Genomic DNA, 24085 nt, shown 5'->3' with positions numbered 1-24085 from the left:
TCCTTAAGAAATCGATTCGCTTTGAACCTTGTTTACGCAGCTTCCTTCTGTTCCTTGATGGCAGTCAAGGCATACAGGAATTTGCGTTCGATGTTTGCGAACAAGCAAACGAAATTGCGCGGTACGGCCTGCATGGTGCCGAGTACGGAACTCAGAAGCTCAGGCTTGCTGGGCATCTTGGCGAGTTCCTTCACGCCGTCGTTATCAAGAAACTTCCCTTCAAGAGAACCGAAACGAATGGAAAACTTTTTGTTCTCCTTATCGAAATCGGCCAGCACTTTTGCAAGAGCAACAGGATCTTCGTAACCCAATGCAACAGCGCAGTTCTCTTTAAAGTGTTCGCTCAGGCCACCGTGATCGGTGTCCTTGAGAGCCAACCGGGCCAGGGTGTTCTTGACGACTTGGTAGTCTACACCGGCTTCAAAGCACTTGGAACGGAGCACAGTCAGCTCCTCAACACTCAAGCTCTTGAAGTCAGTGACGACGGCAATGCTCGCCCGCGCAGCCTTTTCGTTCAGCTGCTCGATGATCTGGGCTTTTTCTTGCCTGTTCATCTACCACTCCTCGTCTAGGCCCGGAAAGCAGGTCAAAGCGTTGTCTGAGCAGGATTTTAAGGGGACACAGGCCCCACCTGCCGTCTCTGACTCAACTTCCCGTGCGTTATCTACAGGGCACCCCGGGAAAGAGGTGCCCGGCATACCATTTAGTTTATATCCAGAAATTTCCGGACAGTCACAGGATCGATTTTGACACCGGGTCCCATGGTCGTGGCAACAGCCACAGACTTCATGTACGTTCCCTTGGCAGAAGAAGGCTTCATGCTGACAACCTTGGACAAAAGAGTCCTCAGGTTTTCACACAATTTCTCAGCGCCAAAGGAAACTTTCCCGATCGGGGCGTGCAGAATACCGGCCTTGTCGACCTTGAACTCGACCTTACCGGCCTTGAGTTCAGTAACGGCTGTGGCAACATCCATTGTCACAGTTCCTGTCTTGGCATTCGGCATCAACCCGCGGGGTCCCAGAACTCGACCAATCTTACCAACCACGGCCATCATGTCCGGGGTTGCAACAGCTTTGTCGAAATCCAACCAACCACCCTGAATCTTCTCGACCAGCTCATCAGAACCAGCAAAGTCGGCCCCGGCTTCCTTGGCTTCAGCTTCCTTCTCAGGCTTGCAAAAAACGACCACACGGACGTCTTTGCCCAGCCCGTTAGGCAGGCTGACTGCACCACGGATCATCTGGTCAGAGTATTTGGGATCAACACCGAGGTTGATGGCGACATCGACGGTCTCGTCGAATTTGGCGAAGGCGCTTTCTACAGCGGTCTTAACACCGTCTTCAACAGAGACACGAGCGACTATGTCGCGATCACCGACAGCATTGCGGTAATTTTTTCCATGCTTAGGCATTTCTTATTTCCTCACTAGCCTTTGATATCGATACCCATGCTGCGGGCGGTGCCCTCAATCTGCAGCATCGCATTCTCGATGTCATTGGCGTTCAAATCCACCATCTTCAACTCGGCGATCTCCTGAACCTGGGCTCGGGTGACTTTACCGACCTTTTCCTTGTTCGGCTCACCAGAACCTTTCTCCAGGCCTGCGGCCTTGAGAAGCAGCACTGCTGCAGGTGGGGTCTTGGTGATGAAGTCAAAGGAACGGTCTGCATAAACCGTGATGACGACAGGGATGATGAGTCCCTTCTGGTCCTGTGTCTTGGCATTAAATGCCTTACAGAATTCCATAATGTTGACACCATGTTGTCCCAGAGCCGGACCGACCGGCGGGGAAGGATTGGCGCCACCTGCAGGTATCTGCAGTTTGATCTTTCCTAATTCTTTCTTGGCCATTGTATTCCTCGATGAGAAATTTCGCAGTTAGCGAGAATATGCGGGCTACCCTTTGTCCACTTGGACAAAGTCAAGCTCCACTGGAGTTTGACGCCCGAAAATGGAGACGGAAACCTTGAGTTTTCCCTTGTCGTAATTGACTTCTTCCACAACACCGTTAAAACCGCTGAACGGACCATCAATGACCCGGACCTCATCACTGCGCTCAAAGTTGAACTTGGGACGAGGTTTTTCCTGACGGCTTTCCATCATGTTGAGAATGTTCTCCGCCTCGCTATCACGCATTGGAGTCGGTCGATTTTTACCACCGACAAACCCGGTGACACGCGGGATGGACTGAATCAGATGCCAGGTATCATCGGTCAAAATCATTTTGATCATGATATACCCGGGGTAAAACTTCCTGGTGGACGTTTTACGCTCACCCTTAACCATCTCGACGATCTTTTCGGTGGGCATGACGACCTCTTCAATGAGACCCTTGTCTTGCCCTGTCCGCATCATCTCCTTGACGGTCAACTCGACACGCTGTTCAAAACCTGAATAGGTATGAACAATGTACCAACGTGCGCGGGGAGAAGCTTGTTCCAATATGGCATCCATAGTGTGATCCAGCCTTTGCTCGTAAAAGGGACTTAGGACAGTATGGCCTCGACGAACTTAGAGAACGCAAGATCGACAAGCCCAAGATACAGGGCTATGACAATACTCACGACAAGCACGGCGACACTCGTGGTTACGATTTCCTTTCGAGTCGGCCAGACAACCTTTTTGATCTCGACCTTGGATTCCTCAAAGAACTCTACGAATTCTTTGACCTTTCCGACGGGACCGGTAGCAGTTGCCTGCGCGGCCTGCTTCTCTGTGGCTTTTTTGCCTTTTCTCTTGGCCATAACTTTCTTCTTCCCAAATTATTGAGCGGGTCGCAGAGCCTTGCCTTCATTGACAAGGCCCCGAAACGCCCGCTTTCAAAGACTTAATTGGCAGGGGTAGAGGGATTCGAACCCCCAGCATCCGGTTTTGGAGACCGGCGTTCTAGCCGTTGGAACTATACCCCTGCTCTATCGAATCTACTTGGACTCTTTGTGGAGAGTGTGCTTCTTGTCCCATGGACAATACTTGCTCACTTCCAGACGACCTGTAGTATTCTTCTTGTTCTTCTGCGTTGCGTAGTTCTTACGCTTGCACTCTGTGCACTGCAGTTGAATATTGATGCGCATGTGTTACTCCACGATCTCGGTGACAACACCTGCACCAACGGTACGTCCACCTTCGCGAATAGCGAAGCGCAGTCCGATTTCCATGGCGATAGGTGCAATCATCTCGACATTGAAAGTGGCGTTATCGCCGGGCATAACCATCTCGATACCATCTTCCAGAGTAACGACACCAGTGATGTCAGTTGTACGGAAGTAGAACTGAGGACGGTAACCGGAGAAAAACGGGGTGTGGCGTCCACCTTCGTCTTTGGAGAGGACGTAGACCTCAGCCTTGAACTTGGTGTGCGGGTTGATGGAACCGGGCTTGGCAGCAACCTGACCACGCTCGACTTCTTCACGCTTAACTCCACGAATCAGCAGACCGACGTTGTCACCGGCCTGACCCTGATCAAGCAGCTTACGGAACATCTCGACACCTGTGCAGGTGGTCTTGATGGTGTCCTTGATACCAACGATTTCGACTTCTTCACCAACGGTGATAACACCGCGCTCTACACGGCCGGTGATAACAGTACCACGACCGGAGATGGAGAAAACATCCTCAACAGGCATCAGGAACGGCATATCAATGTCGCGCTCTGGCTCAGGGATGTAGGAATCACAGGCTTCGAGCAGCTCATAAATGGGCTTGGCAGCTTCGTCATCAACGGAATCGCATTCCAGAGCTTTCAAAGCGGAACCCAGGATGACTGGAATATCGTCACCGGGGAATTCGTACTTGTCGAGCAGCTCACGAACTTCCATCTCGACCAGCTCAAGCAACTCCTCGTCATCAACCATGTCGCATTTATTCAGGAAGACGACCATTGCGGGCACACCAACCTGACGAGCGAGCAGGATGTGCTCACGAGTCTGAGGCATGGGACCATCAGTGGCTGCGCAGACCAGAATAGCGCCATCCATCTGGGCAGCACCTGTGATCATGTTCTTGATGTAATCGGCGTGACCGGGGCAGTCCACGTGAGCATAGTGACGATTTGCAGTCTCGTACTCGACGTGAGCTGTAGCGATGGTAATGCCGCGCTCTTTTTCTTCAGGAGCCTTATCGATCTCATCGAAAGCAACGTATTCGCCGTGACCAGCCATGGCGGCCAGTTTGGTGATAGCAGCAGTCAGAGTAGTCTTACCATGGTCAATGTGACCAATGGTTCCGACGTTAACGTGAGGCTTGCTACGTTCAAATTTAGCTTTACCCATTGTGATCCCCCTAACGTAAAAGTTGTATAGTTTTTATTACTCTAAAATAAACAAAGTCATGGACAAGCCTGTCCATGACCGGGCTAGTACCGGTATTCACGTCTTTTATCAAGACATGACCGCCTGCTTTCCGGGCTGAGCCCGATTCTATTAAGGAGAATATGTGACTTGAGAGATAGAACGTGGAGCGGGAAACGGGACTCGAACCCGCAACCCTCAGCTTGGAAGGCTGATGCTCTACCAATTGAGCTATTCCCGCTCACTCTCCGTAGTCACCAACACCCCTCTTGGGGGCATCTCCTACAGCGCGGCTATGAAATTCGTGGTGGTGGGGGGAGGATTTGAACCTCCGAAGGCGAACGCCGACAGATTTACAGTCTGTTCCCTTTGGCCACTCGGGAACCCCACCATTGTCTTTGGAGCTGGCGATGGGACTTGAACCCGCAACCTGCTGATTACAAATCAGCTGCTCTACCAATTGAGCTACGCCAGCACCGGGAACGAAGTCTTATCCATCAATATTTCAAAAAGCAAGAGTTTTTTTGGTTTTTCTTCACAATCTGCATTTACATGCTGTTTCGTGAAACCTTTCGCTCGAAGACGGGCGTGTTTAAGTTGGAAAGAGCCTTTTTGTCAACCCTCTTCTTGTATTTTTTCGAAATAATTTCAAGATACAGACCACCAAAACGTTTACATATTTAGCCTTAATCCCTATAAAAGCGCCCTATGACGCGGTTTCACCGTTTCCACTCCTTTTTTCATCGTCTCATGGGTGCCTTCACCCTTTCTCTTTGACTGATCTGAAAACTCCCATTATGAGCTTCTCACCATGAGTGAAATTATTATACAAAAAGATTCTCCTTGGCTTGCCCCCTTAGCAGGATATTCCGATCTTCCCTTTCGACTGCTCTCCAAAAAATTTGGGTGTAGTGTCTGCTGTTCAGAAATGGTCAGCGTGAAAGGCATGGCATTTGCCAATGTCGGAACGCAACGTTTGATAGCGACCTGCCCTGAGGATGACCCCATGGTCCTCCAATTATTCGGGGCTGATCCGCACTATTTCAAACCCGTCATGGAAGAGCTTGTCGGACTCGGATATCGCAACTTTGACCTGAATGCAGGATGCCCGGTTCGCAAAGTCCTCAAATCCGGCAGCGGCGTCAAACTCATGGACGACATAGACAAACTCGTCCAATTGGCTTCAATAATGGTAAGAAGCGCCGAAGTACACCCAGAAGGCGGCCGTGTTGGTATAAAATTTCGCCTCGGGTTCAAAAACGGCGAAGACATATATATAGAATTAGGTAAACGTCTTCAGGACGTCGGCGTCGATTGGGTGACTATGCATCCACGTTATGGCAAGCAGATGTTTTCCGGCTCTGCAGATTGGACCAAACTCAAACTGTTGAAAGACGCAGTTTCTATCCCGGTGATTGGCTCTGGCGATCTGTTTACGGCTGAAGACGGTGTCCGATGTATTCAGGAAACCGGAATAGACACCGTGATGTTCGCTCGCGGTGCGCTTTATGACCCAGCTATTTTTTCTCGTTTCACGGCATTGCAGAACGGGGAAATCCCCACCCTCCGCACAGGAACAGCCCTGGCTGAAGTTGTCCGTGAACATATCAGGCTGACTCGCACCTATGAGGGAGATGACCGATCATTCAGAAAGATACGTTCAATAATTCCTCGTTATGCAAAGGGCTTAAGAGGGATACGGTCCTTGCGAGCCTCTCTTCTGCAATGCCAGGACTGGGACGAACTCGAAAAGGCGACATCTATAATGGCAACCTTGGAAGCCGCAGAACCAGCCACTCCGGAAACTCTCATTGACGAGATTCCGCAATAACGGTTAAATAAGAGTCTAACGCACAGAACTCTTTCGAACTCTTGAAAAAGGAAACGGTGCTTTCATGTCCACCGGAACAACCGAGATATTGCTTGAAGCAGGCACAAACGAGCTTGAGATCGTCGAATTCTACCTTGAGGAAGAACCCAAGGGAGAAAGTGATGGCGAGCTTAATCAGGAAATAATCGAGCACAATAACGGCGAAGGGAAAAAGATTAGCCGTAAAAGCTACTACGGCGTTAACGTTGCGAAGGTTCTGGAAATCATCAGAATGCCGGAAGTTACCGAGATGCCGGAAGTTTCACATAAATCGGTGCTGGGGGCGTTCAATCTTCGCTCCCGCATCATTCCGCTGCTCGATTTGTCTGTCTGGCTCAAGAAAAAACGCATTGAAAATGAACCTCCCAAAGTCATTGTGACAGAATTCAACCAGATAACGTCGGCTTTCATGGTCTCCGGTGTCACTCGCATCCATCGTATCAGTTGGGAAGATGTCGAAGCTCCTAACCGCTATGTCTCCGCCCTGTCCGGAGACTCCATCACAGGAGTTGTCAAATTCGATAACCGTATCGTTTTCATCCTTGATCTGGAACGTATTGTTTCTGAATTGAATCCGACCATGCGCCTCAAGCTGGATGACACCTTCGAGAACATCGCGCATACAGGGTATAAAGCGCTTATTGCCGATGACTCCCCTCTCATCCGAGAAATGATTCACGACATGCTGGGCCAGGCAGGGTTTCGGGTGGAAAAGACCAACAATGGCAGAGAGTGTTGGGATCGCCTGAAGGAAATAAGACAGATGGCGGTGGAAGAAAATCGTCCAATCACTGATTTTGTTCAAGTTATTGTTTCCGACATTGAAATGCCTATGATGGATGGACATCACTTGACCAAACGCATCAAGGAAGATCCGATCATGAAGGATTTGCCCGTCATTCTCTTCTCTTCTTTGATAACCGAAAAACTTCGTCACCGGGGCTTGACGGTTGGCGCTGATGATCAGATTTCCAAACCGGAAATCACACAGCTTGCCCGCCGCGCAGCGGCACTCATTGTAGAAAGAGAACAGGCGGAACGACTGGGAACTCGCTGATCCTCATTCACTGGATTGAATACAAGAAGGCCCCGGAGATCGACTCTCCGGGGCCTTCTTGTATTGAAAATGCAGACAATAACCGTCGTCAAGATGCTCCATCCTAACAAATCCGAGGCAACTGTTCACCTTCGAGCATGTTCAACAACCGCTTGCCGCCGAGTTTGGTAATCAAAACAACTTTGCCGGGATTGGCATCTGTAATCGAACCAATCTGGCATGCACCGTGCCCAAGGGGATCAGCGCGCATGATTTCCAGAGCCTTTTCCGCATGAGCCTGAGGCAGGATGCAAAGGAATTTGCCTTCATTGGCCAGGTACAAAGGATCAAGTCCGAGAATGGAACACCCCCCCTGAACCTCGGCCCGGATTGGTAACTCCTTCTCGACAAGTTCACAACAAACATTGGAGCTGAGGGTGATTTCGTTCATCGTGGTCGCTAACCCTCCCCGCGTCGGATCACGCAGGACATGAACTTCCGGTAGTTCGCGGACCAACTTGACAAGAAGATGGTTTAAGGATGCGCAATCTGACTCCACTTTGGCCTCAAAATCCAAGCCTTCGCGAGTACCAAGGATTGTTAAACCATGATCTCCAAGCGTCCCGGAAAGCAGGACTGCGTCACCGACTTGCGCAGCATCCCCACTTGGAACTGGATCCACGATAATATCACCAATTCCAGTGGTATTGATAAATATTTTGTCAACCGCTCCCTTCGGAACGACCTTTGTATCGCCACTGACTACCGTAACCCCAGCTTCACGCGCTGCCTGCCCCATGCTTGTGACGATCTTTTCCAGATCATCCATGGGTAAACCTTCTTCCAAAATATATGCACAGGTAATGTGCCGAGGGATAGCTCCCATCATGGCGACATCATTCACAGTTCCATGAACTGCTAAGGAACCGATATTGCCACCCGGGAAAAAAATTGGGTCCACAACGAATGAATCCGTGGACATGGCAACTTTGCCGGAAAGGGTTAATTCAGCGGCATCATTCAGCCGATTCAACTCATCATTGCCAAGATGCTTGAGAAAAAGTTCCGAAATGAGACGCTGAGAAGCACGCCCGCCGCTGCCGTAATCGAGGAGAACCTTGTCACTCATTTCTAATCCACTTTGTATTTGTAATAGGCTGCACAACTGCCTTCTGTTGAGACCATGCACGGTCCGACAGGATTGGCGGGAGTACACGCTTTTTTGAAGAGCGGACATTCATCAGGTTGTTTGATACCCTTGAGGATGTCCCCACACTTGCATCCGGCCAAGGCCGGACCTTCCTTGATGACAATTCCAAATTCTTTCTTGGCATCAAAGAGTTCCCATTCCTGACGAATTTCGAGACCGGATCCCGCGATATTCCCGATTCCACGCCACAAAGCATCGGTCGGCTCAAAGACTTCGTACATGATTTCGAGCGCTTTGGTATTCCCTGTATCACTGACAATACGTGTATAGTTATTGGTCACATGCGATTCGCCCCGGTTTCGCCAATCAATCATCTGGGTCAGGGATTGCAGGATATCAAGGGGTTCAAACCCAGTGACAATCGCCGACTTTCCATACTTTTCAGCGATAAAACGGTATGGCTCCAATCCTATTATGGCGGAAACATGCCCTGGCAAAATAAACCCGTCGATACTGGTCAGGGCATCTGTCAACAGAGCCTCCAGCGCGGAAGGCACAGTTTTGTGGAAACAAAGCACTCGAAGATTGGTAATCCCCTGCTCCCGAGCCATCTTCATGGTTGCTGCGATAGTCGGGGCAGTCGTTTCAAATCCGACACCGATGAAAACGACCAACTCATCAGGATTATCTTTTGCGAGTTTCAATGTATCAAAAGGGGAATACACCACTTTGACACGCGCACCATCAGCCGTCGCCTTTTTCAGATTCCGCCCTTTATCACCTGGCACTCGCATCAGATCCCCGAAGGTTGCCAGAATAACGGTTTCCTTTTCAGCCAAATCCAGAAAAGCATTCACCTCGGATTCGTGAGTCACACAGACGGGACACCCCGGTCCACTCAAGTGAACAATTTTCTCCGGCAATAAGGAACGAAGTCCACTCTGAAAGATGGCAACTGTATGCGTGCCACAAACTTCCATGAACCGAAGTTCTCTTCCTAATTCAGCCTGCATTTTATCGAGTATCTTGCGACAGAGTTCCGGGTCGCGAAACTTCTCCAATAATTCAAAGCTCAAATCAAACCCCTCATCTTCAAGTGAATACCCATAATCCCAAAAGATCAGCACCTTCCATATACCGATTGAACACGGTGAGCAAACAAAAACCGGATTCTGATGACAATGGAAAAGAGAGGCCTCTCCCTACGCAGAAGGAATAACAAAAGACACACAAGCACGAACGTCGAAAGACAGTGTATTTTAGGCAACTAAAAATTAGTTAATAATAACAGAATATTAAAAATTACACACACAATTATTTTGAACATATGTTCATTTTAAGCTTGACTTTGCTTTCACTGAGAATATCGTCATATGTGCATGTGTTCATAAGAATGAGGGAAAAATGGGACGAAAAAAAAGAAACGGTTTGTCCAGGGAATGCCAGACGCGGTTTTCTTCAAACCACAGGGTATTCCTTTGAAAGAACTGACGCGCCAGCCTCTCTCTCTGGAGGGATTTGAAGCAATTCGGTTGGTTGATGGCGGTGGCCTCATGCAACAGGAGGCTGCGGACCAAATGGGTGTCTCCCGCCCCACTCTGAGTCGCATCCTGTCCAAGGCCAGAAATGATGTAGCCATGGCTCTGACCAATGGCTGGGCCATTGAAATCGATGGTGGAGCCTACATGCTTGCCAACGATGAGCGGGAGCAACTCTCGACACAAGGAGATGCAATAATGCGAGGAAGAAACAGAGGCGGTGCCATGGGTGCCGGACAAGGAATGGGACGAGGACAGGGAAGAGGTGCCGGGCAAGGACAATGCCGTAATGCCGGACAAGGCATGGGGCAGGGACAAGGGCAAGGCATGGGACAAGGCAATCGCCAACGCAACAGAACTCCTGGCTCCGGTTTCACACAAGGAACTCCAAATGGCCCCATTAAGACGGTTGCAGTCTCCAGTGAAGGACCGAGCCTTGATGACCAGGTCGATCCCCGCTTTGGGCGGGCCGGAGGGTTTGTAATCGTCGACCTCTCAACCATGGAAAGTACTTATATGGATAATGGTGCATCCCAAGTCATGAATCAAGGGGCAGGCATCCAGGCTGCGGAAAGTGTCGCCAACTCCAATGCCGATGCAGTTCTGACCGGGTATGTCGGTCCCAAAGCGTTTGCAGCCCTTTCAGCTGCAGGCATCCATGTCGGACAAGACGTTGAAAACATGACCGTACGTCAAGCTGTGGACAAGTTCATGGCAGGAGAAGTGAATATGGCAAGTGAACCAAACGGACGAGAGGGCGCGAACAAGTGATCTACGCCATAGCCAGCGGCAAGGGAGGCACCGGAAAGACAACCATGACCGCCTCCCTTGCGACCCTTTGGGAGAGTCCTCTCACCACGGTGGACCTTGATGTAGAAGAGCCGAATCTCCACCTGTTTCTCAAACCGCGAGAACTCCAGACGGCATCAGCTTACATTGAGGTCCCAGAGGCAGATGACGACAAATGCACTGGATGCCGTTCTTGCGCTGACCTGTGTCAATTCAAGGCGATTACCGTCATGGCGGGAACCTTGCTCATTTTTCCGGAGATGTGTCACGGGTGCGGTGGATGTCTGGCTATATGCCCGGAAAATGCCCTGACACCTGGCCGCAGGGAACTGGGTGAGATCATAAGTGGAAAAACAGAACACTCGGATTTCGTCATGGGTCGCCTCAGAATAGGGGAAGCCATGAGTCCTCCACTCATGCGCAAAGTCATGTCAGGGATAGATATTTCTGACGAACGGGATATTCTGATCGACTCTCCTCCCGGTGTCAGCTGCCCCGCTGTCAGTGCGGTCATGAATGCCGATTGCATAGTACTAGTGACTGAACCGACGCCCTTCGGCTTCCATGATTTCAAGCTCGCCTGGGAAGCATTCTCTCCTTTGGAGAAGCCCATAGGCGCAGTGATCAATAGATCCGGGATCGGAGACAGACAAGTCCAAACATTTTGCCTGGAAAAGAATATCCCGATTTGGGCAGAAATCCCCTACAACCGAGACATTGCCGAAGCGTATTCACGCGGAGAAGTCCCGGTGACGAGCGTCACGGCCCTGGAGCCGACCTTTCGGGATCTAATCCGCCAGATGAAACAGGCTGCCATCGAGGTGAAACATGCATGAAGTTGTGGTCATCAGCGGCAAGGGAGGGGCTGGCAAGACCTCCATCACCGGAGCATTCGCAGGGTTGGCCCGTAATGCGATTCTGTGTGACCTGGATGTGGATGCTCCAGACCTGCACCTGCTACTTTCCCCAATGATTGATAAAAGCGAAGAATTTCATTCCGGCAATGAAGCCGTCATTGATGCGTTTTCTTGCGAGTCCTGCGGAACCTGCCAATCCATGTGCCGATTCAATGCCATTGAACAGACTGAAAACGGATATAGAGTCGATCCGCTTCGCTGTGAAGGATGCAAGGTCTGTGTCACTTTCTGTCCGGCAAATGCCATTGCTTTCCCAGTCAAACATTGTGGCACATGGTACGAATCACGAACCCGCTTCGGTTCCATGATCCACGCCCAACTTTTTCCGGGTGAAGAAAACTCAGGTAGGCTGGTAACACTGCTCAAACAGCATGCCAGGGAAATCGCCGCGACAGAAGGCCTTGACCTCGTCCTCAGCGATGGCGCTCCGGGCATCGGCTGCCCTGTCATCAGCTCCCTGGCAGGAACCAATTTGGCTGTCATCGTGACAGAGCCGACTCAATCAGGGCTGCACGACCTGAAACGAGTCGCGGAACTCTGTGCGCGATTCAAGACAAAAACAACCGTGCTTATCAATAAATTCGACCTCAACCCGGAACAATCCATGGCTATTGAGACATTCTGCAACAATCATGGCTATCCCATACTATGCCGTTTTCCCCATGACCACACAGTCACTGAAGCCATGGTTCAGAAAAAAACACTGACCGAAACAGGAAACAGCGCGGCCTGCCATCTGCTGGAGACCGCCTGGGGCAACATGCTCAACCTGCTTTACGAATAACCAAAACCTAGGAGTACTGTCATGAATACGCTTATCGCCGTCCCCTCGGCTACCCCCGGTGGCCTTGATGCCGCAGTCGATGCCCACTTTGGCCATTGTGCCTTGTACACGCTGGTCGCCATTGAAAATGGAGAAATAAAAGATGTCTCGACTCTCCCCAATGTCCCCCATGAATCAGGAGGCTGCATGGCCCCGGTGAACCATCTCGCCTCCAATAACGTCAAGGCTCTCATCTCGGGCGGCATGGGTTTTCGCCCGCTTCAAGGATTCAATCAGGTCGGCATTGACGTCTTTCACGGCAATGGCGCCCCAACGGTAAATGCAGCAGTTCAGGCTTTCATGCATGAAAGTTTGCCCAAATTCTCTCCGGAGCACACCTGCGGCGGTGGCACAGACCACGGCGAAGGACACTGCGGAAATCACGCCTGATCGGCTTGAGGCAAAAGACCGACCGCCTCTGTGACGGTCGGTCTGACCACATGAAATCCTGCCGTTGCAATGCTTTATTTTTCCACCGCGTGCTGATAGGTATGAAGAGCAGGAGGCAATGACGCTTCCTGAGAGAAGACAGCTTGCACCCTATGCCATGAGCACCAACGAAACACCTGAAATAGTTGAAGAGCAGCATCTCTCTACGCTGCCCCCTCCTCCCCCCGTCGTTATTGACAAGGCCTTGTCTGTTCCCAATGAGAGTCAGTGCAGAGAATACTGGACACATTATTCTATGTTCGACAATGTCGCGGAACACAGCCTTGAAGTTGCGCGCGTAGCCACGTTTGTGGCCCGGCGAGCCTCTGCTCTCGGCATGAATATAGATGTCCCCACAGTCCGAGCTTCAGCCCTGATGCATGACATTGCCAAGAGTTACAGTATACTCCACGGAGGCAATCACAGCCAACTGGGTGGTTCGTGGACCATGGAAATGACGCGGAATCCAGCCATTGCAAGTGGAGTCAGCCACCATGTCTACTGGCCTTTTGACATGGATATGGCAAAGTACTTTATCCCCTTGACTGTCATCTATGCGGACAAACGGGTCCGCCACAACTCCATCGTGACCATCGAATCCCGCTTTAAGGATCTCGTTGAGCGATACGGTGTCAATGACTATATTCGCAAGCGAATCGAAATAACCAGGGCACAGGCCGTGGAGTTGGAAAGTTTGCTGGGCGAAACCATAGAGGTAGATTTGAATGCATGTGATTTTGATAGCGGGCGGCTGGTCTGACGAAAGAGAGGTCTCTCTCTCTGGAGCCAGGCAAATTCGTACTGCCCTTGAAGATCTCGGACACGAGGTAATTTTCTTCGACCCGGCAGAAGATTTTAAAAACCTTCTGCCCAAAGCCAAACAGGCTGACTTCGCCTTCATCAATCTCCACGGTACTCCAGGAGAAGACGGCCTTATCCAGGCAGTTCTGGACAAGGCGAACTGTCCATATCAGGGAACCGGAGCAGCGGCGTCCTATCTCGCCCTGAACAAGGCTGCAGCCAAGGAAGTTTTCGAGGCCAGAGGAATCAGAACACCAGAGTGGCAACTGATCACTCCCCCACAGGGAACCGAAGCACCTTTGGAATTGAACCTGCCGGTTTTTGTCAAGCCGGATAAGGGCGGTTCAAGCCTTGGCATGTCACTGGTGGAAAAAAACGAAGATTTTCCGGCTGCCTTGGCCAAAGTCTTTGCCATGTGCCAATCCGCTCTTGTTGAAGAATATATACCGGGAGTGGAACTGACATGCGGCATCCTGGACGGCGCACCATTGCCGCTGATCATGATCAGGCCCAAGGATGGCGCATCATTCTTTGATTATGAAAATAAATATGCTGAAGACGGCGCTGAAGAAATTTGCCCTGCCCCTGTCAGTGAAGCGATCACGGCTGCCATCCAGGCACAAATGATCGTTGCACACCACGCTCTCGGACTAAATGGATATAGCCGCGGTGACTTTATATTAACGGAAGAAGGCAATGCCTACCTTCTTGAAATCAACACCCTCCCCGGCATGACTCCAACCAGCCTGCTGCCCAGGGCAGCCGGAGCCATTGGCATGTCTTTCAAGGAACTCATCGCGAAACTCATCGAAGTCGGCCTTCGAGACAAGGCTGAATAAAATGGGGAAAGCTCTGATTGACGCAACCCTTTCGGCCTATGGTGTTGTCTGGAAGGCGGCACTCCCCCTGCTCAAACTCAACCACCGGCTCAAGGAAGGATGGGACCAACGGACGCTCAATGGTGGAGTTCCGGCTCCCGCTCATATATGGATACAAGCTGCAAGCGGTGGTGAGGCCTACCTAGCATGGGAAGTCCTCAAAGAACTCCGCTCCCCTTTCACCCATTCACTCCGAGTACTGGTCACGACCAATACACTCCAGGGGTACGAGACTCTCTGCCGGGCCGCACAGGAAATCAATGCGTCCCAGTCCGGGCTGGCAATCCAGCCATGGTATTTCCCTTTTGACTCGCCAGCCATAATGCGGCGAATGGTCGGGCATGTCCGGCCTCAAGCCGCCTTGATTCTTGAAACTGAAATCTGGCCTGGCTTTCTCAATGCATGCAAGGAATACGGTGTTCGCATCCTCCTTGCAAATGGACGGATGAGTCCTAAAAGTCTCGGCGGCTATATGGCTTGGCCTACTTTCTTTCGTACACTTGGCCCAGACAGGATAATGGCTGTGTCCCAAGAAGACGGGCGCAGATTCGGAACGATTTTTGGCCGAGACAAGGTTTGGGTCATGCCCAACATTAAATTTGACCGAATGGCAGAGGCTGGTCCCATGAGCAATGAGAAGAACCCTCTTCGGGACGTAATTCCTGTTGATGCCGATTTTGTTGTCTTCGGCTCTGTCCGCAAACAGGAACTGGCAGCGGTCTCTCACTTGGCCGCAGGCCTGATGCGACAAAGGCCCACGACCATACTGGGACTTTTCCCACGCCATCTCCACCATGTTTCTTTATGGAAAAAGGCCCTGAATGACAAAGGAATTCACTGGGTACTCCGCTCGGAATCCGAAGGAAAAGCACGCCCTGGGACAGTCATCCTCTGGGATACATTTGGGGAACTTTTCCCGGCATATGGGCTAGCCAAGGCCGCCTTCGTCGGCGGCAGTCTCGCTCCCCTTGGCGGACAGAATTTTCTTGAACCGTTAACATGTGGCGTGACCCCAGTGACCGGTCCTCATTGGAAAAACTTCGCATGGGTCGGTCGCGAAATCATTGAGAACGGTCTTGCCTTGGAGGCCGCTGATGGAGCAGAAGCTTTGGATTCGTTGATCACCACACTTGACAACCCTCTGATGCGGACCGAAGTTGTGAAGAGAGCAAAAGCGTATATACATGACCGACTGGGCGGCGCGGCAGCCGTAGCCAAACAGGTTGCCGATTTTCTCAATAAAGACTAACAAGCCACAGCGCAGGAAACAATGAGCAGCTTTCCCGAATGTCACGGAATAATCCCGGCGAGGTATGCTTCCTCGAGATTTCCCGGCAAACCCTTGGTCAAAATCCATGGTAAGCCGATGTTTTGGCACGTCTATGAACGGGCGTCCCGGTGCCCCCAGATGAGCAGTGTTACTCTTGCTACGGATGATCAACGCATCTATGACGCAGCTCAAGGGCTTGAAGTTCCGGTTGTCATGACATCGGCAACGCACCAGAGTGGTACTGACCGAGTCCTGGAAGCAGCCCGTCTGCTCGCTCTCGACACCGAGTCCGTCGTTGTGAACATCCAGGGAGACGAACCATGCCTGGAACCGGACATGCTAAGTGAACTGGTATGCCCATTTTCATCCGACCATGTCCGGGTGGCAACGCTCGCGACATCTGTTGGATACGAGGAGGCCGTGTCCCCGGACCGGGTCAAGATTGTTCGGGCAAAAAATGGAAGGGCACTCTATTTCTCCCGATCCATGGTGCCTTTTGACAGGGATGAGAAAATCCATGGATTCCTGCTCCACATCGGTCTCTACGCCTTTCGGATGGATGCCCTGGCTCGATTTGGAGAGTTGGCTCCCAGCCCTTTGGAACGAAGAGAAAAACTGGAGCAACTGCGTTTGCTCGAAGACGGTATCGATATTTACGTGACAGAAACGAGACACACCTGCCATGGGGTAGACAGCCCACAGGACCTCGAAAAAGCCAAAGATATTCTGGAGAGAGAGTAATGAAAGCGATATTGGCCCTCGAAGACGGCACCTTATTCCACGGCACAAGTTTCACAGGAGACGGCGAAGCCAGTGGAGAAGTCATCTTTAATACCGGCATGACCGGCTATCAGGAAATCCTCACTGACCCTTCCTATACCGGACAGATGGTCACCATGACCTACCCTCTTATCGGAAACTATGGAGTCAATCCCGAGGATGTCGAATCTCGAAAAGTACAGGCCGGAGGATTCATCGTCAAAGAATGTTGCAAGAAACCCAGCAACTGGCGTTCCACCATGCCTCTCCCTGAATATCTCAAGGAAGTCGGAGTCATGGGTATTGAGGGGATTGACACTCGCGCCCTGACCAGACATCTGCGCATCCATGGTGCCCAACGTGGTTTCATGGCGACCGGAGACCACGACCCTGCAGAACTGGTCAAGAAAGCTCAATCCATCGAGAATATGGAAGGCCTGAATCTGGCTGACAGGGTGACATGTGACAAACCCTATACATGGAATGGCACGGCTCCTGTCTTCATAGACAACATCGACGATTTTTCATGGAAAGGAACAGGCCCCAGACTTGCCGTCTATGATTTCGGCATCAAGTGGAATATCCTGCGCCTTCTCGATGCACAAGGCTTTGACATGATCATCCTGCCCTCTGGTTTTTCTGCCGCACAAGTGCGGCACCTCAACCCGGACGCAGTCTTCCTGTCGAATGGTCCCGGTGACCCTGCTGCGGTTACGACCGCTGTGACAGCCACCAAAGACCTTTGTGAGGACTACCCTGTCGCTGGCATCTGTCTAGGGCACCAAATTCTTGGTCTTGCCCTTGGCGGCACCACTTATAAACTCAAGTTCGGCCACCACGGATGCAATCACCCTGTCATGGATCTCCAAACTGAGAAAATCGAAATATCTTCCCAAAATCATGGATTTTGTGTCGATATCGAGGGATTGAACTTCCTGGAGACCACACACATGAACCTCAACGACAAAACTCTGGAAGGATTTCGGCACAAAGACAAGCCGATCCTGGCCATCCAGCATCACCCTGAAGCAGGTCCAGGCCCACACGACAGCCGCTATTTCTTTTCGAGATTCCGTGATATGGTTCAGGAAAGTACAGGGAAATAACCCCGCATTACTTGAGAAAGAACGTCCACAAGAGCAGGAAGATATGTCCGAATTAGTCAATGCACGAAAGAAACTGAATTCCGTCACGACCATGCTTAAAAAGGGCAAATACATGGCTGCGGTGCAAAGCATCCATGATGGTCTCATCCTGTTTCTGAAAAACTCTGTCATGAAAGGCGAAAGGGATGAATTTGAAGAAATCATCTTCAAGGTTACCCAAAGCCTGAACAATGACAAAAAGATTCGAGAAGTCTACCCTCTGGTCATCAGCTACACACCGGGACAGGAGCGCGCTCTTTTGGATGAAATGCGCTCCCTTTTGCAAGAGCTGCAAAGCGCGCTCAATGATCAGGTTCAGGGCGACATGCAGGCTATGCTGGCAAAAAAAGCCTCCGAAGTCGCCAAGGGTCAGGAGCAACTCGACAATCAGAACTGGGATGAAGCCAAGGGAACCTTTGATCAGTTGGTCAAGGACTTTGGCGGAGATACTGATCTCAAGGCCGACATAGCAGATCGCTACCTCAACGCAGGGCGCTACAAAGAAGCCTTCCACATGCTGGAAGATGCTTTGCGAGATGACCCCAATGCGATTCATTTATATAATCGGATCGGAATGGTTCTTCGCAAAATGAAAGATTACGAGACTGCAGAGAAATACTACCTCAAGGCATTAACGCTGAGTTCTGAAGATGAATACCTTCACTACAACCTGGGACGACTGTATTACGATTGGAAAAAATGGCCACAAATGGCACAATCGGCACAAAATGCAGTCATGATCAATTCCGGGTTTGATGAAGCAGCCAAAATGCTCAAATTCGCGAGAAAAAAGCTCTCCCAATAAGCTCTTTTAAAATGAAGTGTTCCTTCAGCATTCTTCACCTTTAGAAGGGAAGCTTTACACGAATCACTACCAATGTTAGACACCTTCTTTCACATTCAGTGGAAGGAGGCACCCATGAACTATTGGACGGAATTGGGGTGGTTGGTCTTCCCCATGGCTGGAATCGAGATAAGCTTCAGCTTGCTGATGTGTGTTGGGACACACTTTCTTGATAAACAGTCAAAATAGCGTTTTTATGGCGCAAAAAAAACCGGTTTCCATTTGGAATCCGGCTTTTTCTTCTTTCAAGTAAATTTCGCTACTTTCTTTCCGACTGAGCTATCTTCTGCACTCTTTCCCCAGCCTCAACGAGATCATTCACTATATAATCTGCAAGTCCCCGACAGCGATCTTCATGAGAGGCTCCCTTCCCTGTTCGCACAAGAATACTCACTGCCCCGGAGTGCCGCCCTACACCGATGTCAGCTTCTTTATCTCCGATCATAACCGCATCTCGAGGATCGAACCCCAAGGACTTCGCAGCCTGACGCATCAAACCGGGAGCCGGTTTTCGACAATCACACCCATCCTCGGGAGTGTGTGGACAATAAAAAAAGCCCTGAATCATCACACCCTCAGCTTGCAGGATGTCTTGAAGACGCTCATTACATGCCAGGACTGACGATTCATCGAAATACCCACGCCCAATGCCGCTCTGGTTGGTGAGGACAGCCAAGCCAAAGCCGCTGGCTTGCATCATTTTAAGCCCTTGCAAGGCACCTGGCAATAATTCCACTAAATCCGGATCACTCAAATAGTGTTTGTCCTTGATAATCGTGCCATCTCTATCCAGCAGGACAAAGCGTTTCTTCATGCTGTCTCCTGTGAACGCATCAAGCGGTGAAGCATATCATAAGCAGCGCGGAAGCTTTTCACTGAAGCTTTACCGGTCCCCACCAGATCATACCCTGTCCCATGGTCCGGCGAAGTTCTCGGATATGGCAAACCAAGAGTCACATTCACAGCCTCGCTGAAATGCAAGAGCTTGAGCGGTCCCAATCCCTGATCGTGGTACATGGCCAGCACGGCCGGATACTGCCCTTTCGCTGCAAAATGAAAAACGGTGTCTGCGGGGAATGGCCCTGCAACGTCCAAACCGTGTGCACGAGCCTTCTCCATGGCCGGAAGAATGATATCGGCTTCTTCCGACCCGATATGACCGGCCTCTCCGGCATGTGGATTGAGGCCACAGACGGCAACCGCGCCAGACAACCCCAATGCTCTGGTAAATTCACTTGTTAGACGGAGACAAAGCACAAGCCGTTCCTCATTCACAAGACCCGGAACATCCTTTAATGCAGGATGGGTAGTCACCAGACTCACCCTCAACTTAGGGTCTGGACCATCTTCCGGGTCATGCCCACACAAATGCATGCAAACCTTGTCCCTACCAACACCGAGTTTTTCGGACAGGAATTCGGTGTGTCCGGGGAATTCAAATCCGGCCTGCTGAAGCATCGCCTTATTCAAAGGACATGTCAGCAATCCGCCGACAAGACCATGTTTCAAAAAATCGACCGCTGCTTCCAGGCTGATCCCGGCGGCCATTCCACCAGCCACGACAGCTTTACCTGGAGGGAATTCCAAGTCGGCAATCCCGAAAGGTTCATAGAGGTACACTCCGGTCGGCCTGTCACCAAGGGTCTCTGGCTGAGTCACTCTCTCATAAAATGGCTCAACAGTGTATCGCTCCATCTCCCGGACCAAGGCGGATTCCGGCCCGATCAACAGAATTCGTTCATTTTCAGGAATGTTTTCCGTGGAAAACAGACGAACGGCTAATTCGGGGCCAAGGCCACAAGGGTCACCAAGAGTGACGCAAAGAGTATGCATGGTCATAAAGAAAAAATCCCTTGAACGAAGTTAACAGACAGCGCGCAGAAAGTAAGCCTGCCAGCTCTCTGTGTCAACGCGTCACCCTCCGTTCATCCGACCATGGCGAGCCATGAAATCAGCCAGGATTCGCTCGTGGTCAAAGGCCAAATTCGGCCATTCCCCCAACGGATAGACTCGAACAGCCCCGGCATCGTCGCCTGCGCAAAGTTGTTTCAAATCTCGAGCCACGCCTGTGTAGACAACGCTCATTGTATGCTGACGAGGGTCCCGATCCGGCGCTGAATAAACTCCAAGCATGCCGGTAAGCATGACATCCAATCCTGTCTCCTCTTTCATTTCACGCACGGCTGCCTGCTCACAGGTTTCACCGACATCGACAAAACCGCCGGGCAAAGCCCAGCCTGGAGGTGGATTCGTCCGCTCTATGAGAACAACGCCATCATCTTCGGAAGTTGCTCCAGGCACCAGGACAACCACGTCCACGGTTGGAGTCGGATTTTGATATGATACTATGACGCCACCACAATGAGGGCACGGTTTTCGCTGCTCCACAAATCAATCCTCCACACGGTTTTCTCCGGGAAGAACTTCCCACAAGAATCATTAATCTGTACCTGAAGTTGCAGCAAAGGCCAAACTCGTCAATGAGAGAATTGCGCTGCAAAGTTCTTCAAATGGATCGAAGAGAACTGCTCAATTATTTCGAACTGGAAGAGAGAAACAGAACGTTGCCCCCTGCTCGTATTCGCTTTCAACCCAAACAGTCCCACCGTGGGCCTCGACGATTTTCTTGACGATGGGCAACCCCAGGCCGGTGCTGGATTCACCTGCGGTTGGCGAAACACTGGTTTTCTGAAAACTTTGAAACAGCAGCTTTTCTTCCCCGGCAGGGACTCCCTTGCCATAGTCCCGCACACACACCCGGACATCATTATTCTCTCGGGTCACATAGACTTCTACCTGAGAGCGATGGGGTGAGAATTTGATCGCATTAGTCATAAGATTATCAATCACCTGACCAACCCGCCTCTGATCAAAGACAAAAGGCTCGATTCCCTGAAAATAATGTTTGATCGAAATGGTTTTTTTGGTGGCTGCAAAGCTGTGAATACGCAGGTGTTGCGCTATCATTTCCTCAAGATTGCCTTCAGCTTTGAGTAAGTGGAGTTTCCCTGATTCTATAACCGAAATATCCAAAAGATCGTTGACCAAATGATTCATGTGCGTATTAGCTTCATGAATAAAATCAAGCATTTCTCGTTGTTCTTTATTCAATGGGCCAAAGACGTCTGCCAGCAGCATTTCTGACATTCCCTGAATACCGTTGATCGGACTTCTCAAATCATGAGCCGCCATCCCGAGGAACTGATTCTTGACCTTATCCGCCTTTCGAAAAGCTCTCATAATGTCCATCATTTCGACATCATGATTAACCCGGCAGTAAAACTCTTCGATTTCAAATGGCTTGGCTATAAAATCGTTCGCCCCATTCTTGATGAATTGGACAGACAGCATGGGGTCATCTATTGACGACAGCCCCATGATGGTCATTTCTTTCTTGGTGTACGTCTCTCGAATGGCCTTGGTCAGTTCAAGCCCATCCATCCCAGGCAACGCATAGTCAATAATGACCATAGCGAAGTCATTGGGTTGTACAAGCAATTCCTTGGCAGTAAGCCCATCGCCAACTCCCGTGACTTGAAACATCTGTTTCTCAAGCAGACCACAAAGGAATTTGCAAAAAGAATCCGAATCCTCGACCACGAGGACCTGAATGGCCTGGTTCCGGCCCAGTCGACTGATATATTCGACAATATTTTTTGGAGCTTGGGAATCTTTGACAATATAATCAATAATTCCTTTAGACTGCATCCTCTCACGTGTTTCAGATGAGATATCGGAAGTGAAGACGAGAACCGGGACCCCCTCTTTCCGAACCCGATCAACGATCTCTCCATTGGGCGACCCTGGAAGATGCAGATCGACTATGGCCAAAAAAATATCATGCTCTCCATGACGAAAGTATTCTTCGGCCTCGTCAAAGGTTGTGACGATATCAACAGAATACGCCAACTCCGATTCAATAAACTGCTTGAGCTCTCCGTAAATGGCCCTGCTATCCTCCACTATCAAAATAGTAGGAGCTAGAGATGCTGCTTCAATATGGGGCACACGTACTCTCCCTGTTTCTTCAGAAAATAGCACAGCCCAGAAGGAGTTGAAAGCGAATGGGCGTTATTTTGTTGCGTGGATGATGGAAAATCCCTTGTCACACAGCATTTTGACAGTCACAGCGCCCTCCCGAATGATCTCAAGCCTGTTGAAGCTGAGCGGCCTGATAACTGTGGAGGGTTTTCCCCCCTTGGGCCAGGGCGGATCAAAGTAGGTAACCCCGACCTGAGAGAGCAGATCTGGGTCCATATCTTCTGGCATGGCGACCGGAGGTTGACCACTCAGATTGGCACTGGTGGCGACAAGCGGTTTTCGAAGCCGCCGGGAGAGTTCAGCGGCGAAAGGATGGCCGCTCCACCGGACTGAAGTGTAGCCATCTTTATCGGACAGGGCATCAGGAAGCGTCGGCAGAGCTTTCAAAAGAATCGAAAGTGGCCCGGGCCAGAAGGAGCTTGCCAGCTCCTGCAACACCGCAGGGCGTTCATCAGTCACCAGCCCGAGCATGTCCACGCCACCGACGATGAGCGGCAATGGTTTTGTTTCAGGCCTCGCTTTGAGAGCAATAACCTTGTCACAGGCTGCGGCATTCGTGGCATCACAACCAAGGGCGTAAAGAGTTTCGGTCGGATAAATGACCGCATCCCCTTCATTCATCGCTTTGATCAAATTCTGCAAGACGTCCTCCACTCGTATCGGATACCGTTTTCGGCTTGAACAATTCCAGATTTGGTTGATTATGTATCCTTGAACCCGGCGTATTTCAATAAAAAAATGCGAGTTCCGAAACTATCGTTCATACCATTCTTTTCTGATGCCTTCTATTTCATCGACGCTCAATGTCGGCGAGTCATACATCCCTGCCTTCCGTCTCTGCGTCGAAGCTTCGTACAAGATTATAGCCGCAGCGACTGAAACGTTGAAGCTCTGGACCATGCCATGCATGGGAATATAAATTTCATCCTGCACAAGCTCCGCGATTTCCGGAGCAGTCCCATTGTGTTCGTTGCTGAGAATAATCGAGGTAGGGCGAGTGAAGTCGAAATCCATGACAGGTCGTGCCGTAGAGGAAAAACCAGTCCGAAGAACCTGTCCGCCATCCTGCCTGAGTTGGGAGATCATGGACTCGGCATCAATATGACGAACCCTCCGTATCCACTTTTTAGCAGAGGCGGAACTCTTCTTGCCCAGATCCGGCCATTGTGATGTGGTGTAATAGAGATGAACATCAAAGACGCCAAAGGCATCACAACTCCGCAGCACAGCGGAAACATTATGTGGATCCCATATGTTGTCCATCACGAGAGTCAGATCTTTCTGCCTCTGGGACAGGACTTTATCAATCTTCTGCTTTCTTTTTTCTGTAATTTTACGAGACATGCCGAGCTTGGTACCCGATTCACCCCCGGTTTAGCAAGTCTCCACCCTCCAACCAGCACAGGAAAGCAACTCATATGACAAAATTTGAAGACGCTTTTCCGAAAGAGTTGCCTCTTTACAGAAAAATAAACTAGTCTATCGAAACCCCCATAGTAACTGGAA

General features: G+C 50.6%; 27 protein-coding genes, 4 tRNA genes and 1 pseudogene. 13 read left to right on the top strand and 19 right to left on the bottom strand.

What is annotated here, in order from left to right; genetic code table 11:
• Nucleotides 1-32: 32 nt before the first annotated feature.
• From rplJ to BN4_RS16500, 11 genes are all read right to left on the bottom strand, one after another.
• Nucleotides 33-554, bottom strand: coding sequence for a 50S ribosomal protein L10 (gene rplJ / locus BN4_RS16550; protein WP_015416564.1), 522 nt, complete (start codon nt 552-554; stop codon nt 33-35).
• Between the two features lie 149 nt (nt 555-703).
• Nucleotides 704-1414: a 50S ribosomal protein L1 gene (rplA, locus tag BN4_RS16545; RefSeq protein WP_015416563.1), complete on the bottom strand. Its 711-nt coding sequence runs from the start codon at nt 1412-1414 to the stop codon at nt 704-706.
• A 14-nt stretch (nt 1415-1428) separates the two neighbouring features.
• Nucleotides 1429-1854: a 50S ribosomal protein L11 gene (gene rplK / locus BN4_RS16540; RefSeq protein ID WP_015416562.1), complete on the bottom strand. Its 426-nt coding sequence runs from the start codon at nt 1852-1854 to the stop codon at nt 1429-1431.
• Between the two features lie 45 nt (nt 1855-1899).
• Nucleotides 1900-2457 carry a transcription termination/antitermination protein NusG gene (gene nusG, locus BN4_RS16535; protein ID WP_015416561.1) on the bottom strand — a complete coding sequence of 186 codons (558 nt, stop codon included), beginning with the start codon at nt 2455-2457 and terminating at the stop codon, nt 1900-1902.
• 32 nt (nt 2458-2489) lie between these two features.
• The gene (gene secE / locus BN4_RS16530) at nt 2490-2747 is read right to left on the bottom strand and encodes a preprotein translocase subunit SecE (RefSeq protein ID WP_015416560.1); all 258 of its coding nucleotides are present in this window, start codon (nt 2745-2747) and stop codon (nt 2490-2492) included.
• An 88-nt stretch (nt 2748-2835) separates the two neighbouring features.
• Nucleotides 2836-2912 (bottom strand) — tRNA-Trp (locus tag BN4_RS16525).
• Nucleotides 2913-2924: 12 nt separating this feature from the next.
• Nucleotides 2925-3074 carry a 50S ribosomal protein L33 gene (gene rpmG / locus BN4_RS16520; RefSeq protein WP_015416559.1) on the bottom strand — a complete coding sequence of 50 codons (150 nt, stop codon included), beginning with the start codon at nt 3072-3074 and terminating at the stop codon, nt 2925-2927.
• 3 nt (nt 3075-3077) lie between these two features.
• Nucleotides 3078-4271, bottom strand: a complete 1194-nt coding sequence (gene tuf, locus BN4_RS16515) for an elongation factor Tu (RefSeq protein WP_015416558.1) — start codon at nt 4269-4271, stop codon at nt 3078-3080.
• Between the two features lie 183 nt (nt 4272-4454).
• A tRNA-Gly gene (locus BN4_RS16510) sits at nt 4455-4530 on the bottom strand.
• 64 nt (nt 4531-4594) lie between these two features.
• Nucleotides 4595-4680 (bottom strand) — tRNA-Tyr (locus tag BN4_RS16505).
• 8 nt (nt 4681-4688) lie between these two features.
• A tRNA-Thr gene (locus BN4_RS16500) sits at nt 4689-4764 on the bottom strand.
• 336 nt (nt 4765-5100) lie between these two features.
• On the opposite strand from BN4_RS16500, the gene BN4_RS16495 reads away from it, so the two are divergent.
• On the top strand, nt 5101-6120 hold the full coding sequence (locus BN4_RS16495; protein WP_015416556.1) for a tRNA dihydrouridine synthase: 1020 nt from the start codon (nt 5101-5103) through the stop codon (nt 6118-6120).
• 64 nt (nt 6121-6184) lie between these two features.
• The gene (locus BN4_RS16490) at nt 6185-7216 is read left to right on the top strand and encodes a chemotaxis protein (protein WP_015416555.1); all 1032 of its coding nucleotides are present in this window, start codon (nt 6185-6187) and stop codon (nt 7214-7216) included.
• Between the two features lie 103 nt (nt 7217-7319).
• On the opposite strand, the gene hypE is transcribed toward BN4_RS16490, so the two are convergent.
• A complete protein-coding gene (hypE, locus tag BN4_RS16485; protein WP_015416554.1) occupies nt 7320-8324 on the bottom strand; it encodes a hydrogenase expression/formation protein HypE in 1005 nt (334 codons plus the stop codon).
• A gap of 2 nt (nt 8325-8326) precedes the next feature.
• On the bottom strand, nt 8327-9421 hold the full coding sequence (gene hypD / locus BN4_RS16480; RefSeq protein ID WP_041721229.1) for a hydrogenase formation protein HypD: 1095 nt from the start codon (nt 9419-9421) through the stop codon (nt 8327-8329).
• A 342-nt stretch (nt 9422-9763) separates the two neighbouring features.
• Here hypD and BN4_RS18255 point away from each other — a divergent pair.
• The 11 genes and pseudogenes from BN4_RS18255 to BN4_RS16425 form a co-directional block, all read left to right on the top strand.
• A pseudogene (locus BN4_RS18255) lies at nt 9764-10021 on the top strand (DUF134 domain-containing protein); the annotation flags it as partial.
• A gap of 9 nt (nt 10022-10030) precedes the next feature.
• Nucleotides 10031-10654, top strand: a complete 624-nt coding sequence (locus tag BN4_RS18250; protein ID WP_322785982.1) for a NifB/NifX family molybdenum-iron cluster-binding protein — start codon at nt 10031-10033, stop codon at nt 10652-10654.
• Nucleotides 10651-11508, top strand: coding sequence for a nucleotide-binding protein (locus BN4_RS16465; RefSeq protein WP_015416550.1), 858 nt, complete (start codon nt 10651-10653; stop codon nt 11506-11508). The genes BN4_RS18250 and BN4_RS16465 overlap by 4 nt, the downstream gene beginning before the upstream one ends.
• A complete protein-coding gene (locus BN4_RS16460; RefSeq protein WP_015416549.1) occupies nt 11501-12373 on the top strand; it encodes an ATP-binding protein in 873 nt (290 codons plus the stop codon). The genes BN4_RS16465 and BN4_RS16460 overlap by 8 nt, the downstream gene beginning before the upstream one ends.
• Before the next feature lie 21 nt (nt 12374-12394).
• The gene (locus tag BN4_RS16455; RefSeq protein ID WP_015416548.1) at nt 12395-12802 is read left to right on the top strand and encodes a NifB/NifX family molybdenum-iron cluster-binding protein; all 408 of its coding nucleotides are present in this window, start codon (nt 12395-12397) and stop codon (nt 12800-12802) included.
• A 118-nt stretch (nt 12803-12920) separates the two neighbouring features.
• Nucleotides 12921-13601 (top strand): HDIG domain-containing metalloprotein, encoded by a 681-nt coding sequence (locus BN4_RS16450; RefSeq protein ID WP_015416547.1) that lies wholly within the window; start codon nt 12921-12923, stop codon nt 13599-13601.
• Nucleotides 13567-14481 carry a D-alanine--D-alanine ligase family protein gene (locus tag BN4_RS16445; protein ID WP_015416546.1) on the top strand — a complete coding sequence of 305 codons (915 nt, stop codon included), beginning with the start codon at nt 13567-13569 and terminating at the stop codon, nt 14479-14481. The genes BN4_RS16450 and BN4_RS16445 overlap by 35 nt, the downstream gene beginning before the upstream one ends.
• Nucleotide 14482: 1 nt before the next feature.
• The gene (locus BN4_RS16440; protein WP_015416545.1) at nt 14483-15769 is read left to right on the top strand and encodes a 3-deoxy-D-manno-octulosonic acid transferase; all 1287 of its coding nucleotides are present in this window, start codon (nt 14483-14485) and stop codon (nt 15767-15769) included.
• A 21-nt stretch (nt 15770-15790) separates the two neighbouring features.
• Nucleotides 15791-16531 (top strand): 3-deoxy-manno-octulosonate cytidylyltransferase, encoded by a 741-nt coding sequence (kdsB, locus tag BN4_RS16435; RefSeq protein ID WP_015416544.1) that lies wholly within the window; start codon nt 15791-15793, stop codon nt 16529-16531.
• Nucleotides 16531-17655 (top strand): glutamine-hydrolyzing carbamoyl-phosphate synthase small subunit, encoded by a 1125-nt coding sequence (gene carA / locus BN4_RS16430; RefSeq protein ID WP_015416543.1) that lies wholly within the window; start codon nt 16531-16533, stop codon nt 17653-17655. Before kdsB ends, carA begins: the two co-directional genes overlap by 1 nt.
• 43 nt (nt 17656-17698) lie before the next feature.
• The gene (locus BN4_RS16425; RefSeq protein WP_015416542.1) at nt 17699-18499 is read left to right on the top strand and encodes a tetratricopeptide repeat protein; all 801 of its coding nucleotides are present in this window, start codon (nt 17699-17701) and stop codon (nt 18497-18499) included.
• 298 nt (nt 18500-18797) lie between these two features.
• Here the strand turns inward: BN4_RS16425 and BN4_RS16420 are convergent, their stop codons facing one another.
• From BN4_RS16420 to BN4_RS16395, 6 genes are all read right to left on the bottom strand, one after another.
• Nucleotides 18798-19352, bottom strand: a complete 555-nt coding sequence (locus BN4_RS16420; protein ID WP_015416541.1) for a D-glycero-alpha-D-manno-heptose-1,7-bisphosphate 7-phosphatase — start codon at nt 19350-19352, stop codon at nt 18798-18800.
• A complete protein-coding gene (gene pdxA / locus BN4_RS16415) occupies nt 19349-20377 on the bottom strand; it encodes a 4-hydroxythreonine-4-phosphate dehydrogenase PdxA (RefSeq protein WP_015416540.1) in 1029 nt (342 codons plus the stop codon). Before pdxA ends, BN4_RS16420 begins: the two co-directional genes overlap by 4 nt.
• A 75-nt stretch (nt 20378-20452) precedes the next feature.
• Entirely contained in the window at nt 20453-20926 is a 474-nt protein-coding gene (locus tag BN4_RS16410) for an NUDIX domain-containing protein (protein ID WP_015416539.1), read from the bottom strand.
• A gap of 141 nt (nt 20927-21067) precedes the next feature.
• Complete coding sequence (locus BN4_RS16405) at nt 21068-22546, bottom strand: hybrid sensor histidine kinase/response regulator (protein WP_015416538.1); 1479 nt, start codon at nt 22544-22546, stop codon at nt 21068-21070.
• Nucleotides 22547-22609: 63 nt separating this feature from the next.
• The gene (locus tag BN4_RS16400) at nt 22610-23221 is read right to left on the bottom strand and encodes an L-threonylcarbamoyladenylate synthase (protein ID WP_015416537.1); all 612 of its coding nucleotides are present in this window, start codon (nt 23219-23221) and stop codon (nt 22610-22612) included.
• 111 nt (nt 23222-23332) lie between these two features.
• Nucleotides 23333-23923 (bottom strand): TrmH family RNA methyltransferase, encoded by a 591-nt coding sequence (locus BN4_RS16395; RefSeq protein WP_015416536.1) that lies wholly within the window; start codon nt 23921-23923, stop codon nt 23333-23335.
• Nucleotides 23924-24085 lie beyond the last annotated feature (162 nt).

Origin of the sequence: Pseudodesulfovibrio piezophilus C1TLV30 (assembly GCF_000341895.1) — a bacterium.
GTDB classification, from domain to species: Bacteria; Desulfobacterota; Desulfovibrionia; order Desulfovibrionales; family Desulfovibrionaceae; genus Pseudodesulfovibrio; species Pseudodesulfovibrio piezophilus.
This window is presented reverse-complemented; position numbering and strand designations above follow the sequence as displayed.

Excerpts from the sequence above, each read along its gene's own strand:
- rplJ (WP_015416564.1), bottom strand. The coding sequence starts at position 554 with ATGAACAGGCAAGAAAAAGCCCAGATCATCGAGCAGCTGAACGAAAAG.
- rplA (WP_015416563.1), bottom strand. The coding sequence starts at position 1,414 with ATGCCTAAGCATGGAAAAAATTACCGCAATGCTGTCGGTGATCGCGAC.
- rplK (WP_015416562.1), bottom strand. The coding sequence starts at position 1,854 with ATGGCCAAGAAAGAATTAGGAAAGATCAAACTGCAGATACCTGCAGGT.
- nusG (WP_015416561.1), bottom strand. The coding sequence starts at position 2,457 with ATGGATGCCATATTGGAACAAGCTTCTCCCCGCGCACGTTGGTACATT.
- secE (WP_015416560.1), bottom strand. The coding sequence starts at position 2,747 with ATGGCCAAGAGAAAAGGCAAAAAAGCCACAGAGAAGCAGGCCGCGCAG.
- rpmG (WP_015416559.1), bottom strand. The coding sequence starts at position 3,074 with ATGCGCATCAATATTCAACTGCAGTGCACAGAGTGCAAGCGTAAGAAC.
- tuf (WP_015416558.1), bottom strand. The coding sequence starts at position 4,271 with ATGGGTAAAGCTAAATTTGAACGTAGCAAGCCTCACGTTAACGTCGGA.
- BN4_RS16495 (WP_015416556.1), top strand. The coding sequence starts at position 5,101 with ATGAGTGAAATTATTATACAAAAAGATTCTCCTTGGCTTGCCCCCTTA.
- BN4_RS16490 (WP_015416555.1), top strand. The coding sequence starts at position 6,185 with ATGTCCACCGGAACAACCGAGATATTGCTTGAAGCAGGCACAAACGAG.
- hypE (WP_015416554.1), bottom strand. The coding sequence starts at position 8,324 with ATGAGTGACAAGGTTCTCCTCGATTACGGCAGCGGCGGGCGTGCTTCT.
- BN4_RS18250 (WP_322785982.1), top strand. The coding sequence starts at position 10,031 with ATGCTTGCCAACGATGAGCGGGAGCAACTCTCGACACAAGGAGATGCA.
- BN4_RS16460 (WP_015416549.1), top strand. The coding sequence starts at position 11,501 with ATGCATGAAGTTGTGGTCATCAGCGGCAAGGGAGGGGCTGGCAAGACC.
- BN4_RS16455 (WP_015416548.1), top strand. The coding sequence starts at position 12,395 with ATGAATACGCTTATCGCCGTCCCCTCGGCTACCCCCGGTGGCCTTGAT.
- BN4_RS16450 (WP_015416547.1), top strand. The coding sequence starts at position 12,921 with ATGACGCTTCCTGAGAGAAGACAGCTTGCACCCTATGCCATGAGCACC.
- BN4_RS16445 (WP_015416546.1), top strand. The coding sequence starts at position 13,567 with ATGCATGTGATTTTGATAGCGGGCGGCTGGTCTGACGAAAGAGAGGTC.
- BN4_RS16440 (WP_015416545.1), top strand. The coding sequence starts at position 14,483 with ATGGGGAAAGCTCTGATTGACGCAACCCTTTCGGCCTATGGTGTTGTC.
- kdsB (WP_015416544.1), top strand. The coding sequence starts at position 15,791 with ATGAGCAGCTTTCCCGAATGTCACGGAATAATCCCGGCGAGGTATGCT.
- carA (WP_015416543.1), top strand. The coding sequence starts at position 16,531 with ATGAAAGCGATATTGGCCCTCGAAGACGGCACCTTATTCCACGGCACA.
- BN4_RS16425 (WP_015416542.1), top strand. The coding sequence starts at position 17,699 with ATGTCCGAATTAGTCAATGCACGAAAGAAACTGAATTCCGTCACGACC.
- BN4_RS16420 (WP_015416541.1), bottom strand. The coding sequence starts at position 19,352 with ATGAAGAAACGCTTTGTCCTGCTGGATAGAGATGGCACGATTATCAAG.
- pdxA (WP_015416540.1), bottom strand. The coding sequence starts at position 20,377 with ATGACCATGCATACTCTTTGCGTCACTCTTGGTGACCCTTGTGGCCTT.
- BN4_RS16395 (WP_015416536.1), bottom strand. The coding sequence starts at position 23,923 with ATGTCTCGTAAAATTACAGAAAAAAGAAAGCAGAAGATTGATAAAGTC.